The organism is bacterium (genome assembly GCA_027622355.1).
Classification (GTDB): Bacteria; UBA8248; UBA8248; order UBA8248; family UBA8248; genus JAQBZT01.
In genome coordinates, this window is the sequence record JAQBZT010000230.1 from 1 (window position 1) to 4714 (window position 4714).

Consider the following 4714-nt stretch of genomic DNA (forward strand, 5'->3'; position numbering starts at 1 on the left):
AGGTCAACCCCCCGAAGGGCCCTCACCTCTCCCCCGGGCGAGAAATACGTCTTCTCCAGACCCAAGGCAGAAATGACACATTCTTCGGGAGAGATGCCCAGCCTTACCTCGGCTTCGACCGGTTTTTCAGCCATAACGGAGCATTTCCACCGGGTCGACCCGCGAGGCGCGCCAAGCGGGGTACAAAGTGGCCACCAAGCTAATGATTACGGCCACAATTGCGGTTACGGCCACGTTAAAGGCAGAGAGATCCACCGGCAACCTGTCTATATGGTAGACGCTGGGGGGAAGGATGTCCAGACCGAAAAACTTCTCCAAAAAGTCTTCTAAAACATAGAGTTTCCAGCTCAAAACGAGCCCGCCGAGGGTCCCGAAGATGGACCCGGCCAGGCCGATAATCGCCCCCTGGTAAAAGAAAATCCGGAGAATGCTCCCCCGGGTTGCCCCCATAGACTTCAAAATGGCGATTTCCCGGCCCTTTTCCATCACCACCATCACCAGCGAGCCCATGATATTGAAGGCCGCCACTACGATGACCAGGAGGAGGAGAATCGTCATCGTCGTTTTTTCAGTCTTGAGGGCGGAAAAAAGGCTCTGGTTCATCCGCTGCCAGGAGCGGGGCCAGAAGGGAAGCCCCAGCCGCTTCTGCAGATCCTGCGCAACCCGCTCAGCCGCGAAAATGTCCCGGATCCGAAGATGGATGCCCGTGACATCCTGCCCCAGGCCGAAGAACCGCTGGGCCTCCTCCAGCGAGATATAGGCCATCCCCGAGTCGAACTGGTAGTAGCCGCTCCGGAACGTGCCGACGATCTGGAAGCGCTTCGTCCGGGGAAGCACCCCCATCGGGGTGATGGTTCCCGTCGGACTCACCATGATGACCTCATCGCCCAGCTTCAGACCCAGGCTGGCGGCCAACTCCGACCCGAGGACAATGCCCGCGCGCAGCGGCTCCGCGCCGGGGGGAAGCGCCGAGCGATCCACCGTGAACCTGACGAGCCGCTCGAGCCCTCCCGTTTGAATGTTCTTCTGGATCTCGCTGACTTTCGCTTCCCGTGCCGGGTCGATTCCCCGGATGACCGCCCCGGTCACTGCGCCCCGCGCGGTCAACATCGCCTGCCCGTACACGAACGGGCTGGCCGCGATGACCTCGGGCTGCTTCTTCACCTCAGAGAGCGCCTCCCGCCAGCCGCGCATCGCGTTCGAACCGGCCTCGACGACGACGACGTGGCTCTGGGTCCCGAGGATCTTCGTGCGAAGCTCCCGCTCGAAGCCCGACATCACTCCCACGACCACGATCAGCGTCATGACGCCCAGCGCGATGCCGAGGATGGAGATCCAGGTCGTCACCGAAACGAAAGCGCGCTTCCGCCGGGAGCGGAGGTGGCGCATGCCAATCTGAAACTCCACACGAGAAACCATCGCTACTCTTGGGTCCGTCGAAGAAGAGGGAAAAAGATCACATCCCGGATCGAGGGCGAGTCCGTGAGCAGCATCGCCAGACGGTCGATGCCGATGCCCTCCCCGGCCGTGGGCGGCAAGCCATATTCCAGGGCGCGCAGATAGTCCCAGTCCACGCGGTGCGCCTCCTCGTCCCCGGCTTCGTGTGCGGCAGCCTGCTCCTCGAAGCGCGCCCTTTGTTCGTCGGGATCGTTGAGCTCGGTATAGGCGTTCGCAATCTCGCGCCCGGCCACGATCAGCTCGAACCGCTCCACCGTCTCGGGGTCGTCCTCGCGTGACTTGGAGAGCGGAGAGAGTGCCCGCGGAAAATCGTAAATAAACGTCGGCTGGCGAAGCTTGGGCGCCACCTGCTCCTCGAAGAGGTACTCCAGTGCATGCACGTGCGCCATATCGTCCGGGATGGGATAGCCGGTCGCCTTCGCCACCCCGCGGGCATGATTCCGCGCCGCCTCGGTGTCTTCCAGCACATCTGCGGGGGCGCCCCCGATCTCGACGATGGCATCCTTCCATTTGTGGCGCGCCCAGGGGCGTCCGAAAGAGATTTCCTCGCCGCCGTACGTCACGGTCCGGCCGCCGCAGATCTCCTCCGCCATCCCGGCCAGCATCTCCTCCGTCAGGCCCATCAAGTCGTTGTAGTCCGCATAGGCCATGTAAAATTCCAGCATGGTGAACTCGGGGTTGTGCTGGGTCGAAATGCCCTCGTTGCGGAAGCTGCGGTTGATCTCGTACACCCTGTCCAGCCCGCCGACGACCAGGCGCTTGAGGTAGAGCTCGGGCGCCACCCGAAGGTAGAGTTCCATCTCCAGCGTGTTGTGGTAGGTGGTGAACGGGCGCGCCGCGGCGCCGCCCGCCAACGGTTGCATCATGGGTGTCTCGACTTCAAGAAAGCCCCGATCGTCGAGAAATTTCCGGATATGGCCAATGATCCGGGCCCGGGTGCGGAACACCTCCACCACCTCAGGGTTGGCAATCAGGTCCACATAGCGCTGTCGGTAGCGCATCTCGACGTTCTGGAGCCCATGCCACTTTTCGGGCAAGGGCATGAGGTTCTTGGCCAGCACCCGGGCGCTGCGGACCCATATCGAGATCTCCCCCGTGCGGGTGCGGAAGAGGCCGCCCTCGCAGCCCAGGATGTCGCCGATATCAAATTCCTTCGCGGCGGCGAACAGCTCCTCGCCCACATCGTTGAGCCGGAAGAAGAGCTGGATACGGCCCGTGCTGTCCCGCAGGTCCATGAAAATCACTTTCCCCTGCAGGCGCTTGGCCATCAGCCTTCCCGCCACGGTGAAGCTCGCCGCCTTCTCTTCCTCGAAGGCATCGACGGGGCGATCGCCATACTGCTCCGCCAGCTCGCCAATCTGGCGTGTGATCGGAAATCGGTTCGGGAATGGATTCTGGCCCGTCTCCCGCATGGTCTGCAGCTTGCGCCGCCGCTGGGCCAGAACCTCATTTAAATTTTCCCCGCCCGCATCCTCAGGTGAGGCGCCGGAACGCTCCTCGGGAGCGTTTTCGCTCATCTATCTCTCACTCCTTTTTCCGGTCTCCGTCTCGGCAACTTCGGCTTCACGACAAAATCCGGCCAACGCTATCCCCCGCGCGGCCCCACGTCAAGGAGACTCCCCTTTCCCGCGTTTACGAGCCCATGCCGGTCCGGGTTTCGATTTGCGACAGCAGATAGGCATCGATAAAGGGATCAATTGCACCGTCGAGCACCGCATCCACGTTCGAGGTTTCCACGTCGGTCCGGTGGTCCTTCACCATGCGGTAGGGGTGCATCACATACGAGCGTATCTGGCTTCCGAACGCGATTTTCTTCTTCAAGGCATGCAGCGCCTCTTTCTCTTCCTCGCGCTTGCGCCGCTCACGCTCGTAGAGGTGGGCCCGGAGGAGTTTCATCGCGGTGGCCTTGTTCTTGTGCTGGCTTCTCTCGTTCTGGCAGGAGACGACGATGTTCGTCGGCAAGTGGGTGATTCGCACGGCGGAATCGGTGGTGTTGACGTGCTGGCCACCCGCGCCTGAGCTCCGGTAGACATCAATTCTCAGATCCTTTTCGTCGATTTCGATCTCGACATCGTCTTCGATCTCGGGGGTGACATCCACCGAGGCGAACGAGGTATGCCGCCGCGAGCTGGCATCGAAGGGCGATATGCGCACCAGGCGGTGGACACCCACCTCAGCCCGCAGGTAGCCGTAGGCGTACTCCCCCGACACGATCAGGATCACGTTCTTGAGCCCCGCTTCCTCGCCGCCTAGATAGGACACGATGCGGGCCTCGAATCCCCGGTTCTCCGCCCAGCGGGAGTAGAGCCGCAGCAGCATCTCGGCCCAGTCCTGGCTCTCCACCCCGCCGGCGCCGGCGTTGATCGAGAGGATCGCGTTCAGGGCGTCCTCTTCCTCGTCCATCACCAGGCGAAACTCAAGGCGCTGGATTTCATCCTCGAGGGCATTCAGGCTGTCCTCGATGTCGGCGAGCAGGCCCGGATCCGGCTCCCCCTCCTCCATCTGCATGACTTCGAGGAGTTCGGTCTGGTCCGTGAGTTTTTGGTGGAGATTCTTCCAGGCAGTGATGGTCCGCTGGAGAGAAGCGCGCCGTTTCAGGACAGTCTGGGCGCTCTCGGCATCGTTCCAAAAATCCGACTCTCCGGCGCGCTTTTCCAGCGCCGTGCAATCCGCTTCCAGCCTGTCCAGGTCAAAGACGGCCTCGAAGTTCTTTCAGCCGCTCTTCCAGGCGTCCTCCCTGTTTCAACAACTCCTCCATGACCTTCTCCTTGCCTCCCTCCAGGCACAACAGGCGGAAACACCATTTCTTCCAACGACTTAATCATACCACACCCGCCCCCGGCCACGGTGCCAAGCCGCCAGCGCCGCGAGCAGGGAGAACAGAAGGCAGGCGAAGGCGAAGATATCGCCCGTCCGCGCATACAGGCTCGGTCCCTCCTGCCGGGGCGCGACAAACCCGGATTTCCCCCAAAACCGGAAAAGCGGGCTCCGCTCGAGAATCTTCCCCCTCGCATCCACGAAACCGCTGATCCCCGTGTTGGCCGCCCGGACGATGGGAACGCGGTACTCCACCGCGCGCATGGCGACCATGGAGAGGTGCTGCTCGGAGGCCGCCGTGCGCCCGAACCAGGCGTCGTTCGTGATGTTGACCAGGAACTGGGCATCCCGGAACCCCCGGACCACGCGGGGGAAGATGGCCTCGAAGCAGATCAGCACCCCGAATTTCCCCCCGGGGATGTCGAACACCCGGGGCTTG

4 protein-coding genes are annotated in these 4714 nt (G+C 62.4%); all 4 read right to left on the reverse strand.

Translation table 11 applies throughout. The features are described from left to right. Nucleotides 1–126: 126 nt before the first annotated feature. Entirely contained in the window at nt 127–1419 is a 1293-nt protein-coding gene (locus O2807_12105; protein MDA1001241.1) for a lipoprotein-releasing ABC transporter permease subunit, read from the reverse strand. Between the two features lie 2 nt (nt 1420–1421). Then, nucleotides 1422–2975, reverse strand: a complete 1554-nt coding sequence (gene lysS / locus O2807_12110) for a lysine--tRNA ligase (protein MDA1001242.1) — start codon at nt 2973–2975, stop codon at nt 1422–1424. A 115-nt stretch (nt 2976–3090) separates the two neighbouring features. Continuing rightward, a protein-coding gene (gene prfB / locus O2807_12115; protein ID MDA1001243.1) for a peptide chain release factor 2 occupies nt 3091–4216 on the reverse strand; the annotation gives its coding sequence in 2 pieces (ribosomal slippage) (nt 3091–4149 and nt 4151–4216; 1125 coding nt in all). Nucleotides 4217–4275: 59 nt separating this feature from the next. Then, the coding region (locus O2807_12120; protein MDA1001244.1) for an apolipoprotein N-acyltransferase at nt 4276–4714 on the reverse strand (439 nt) is incomplete at its 5' end.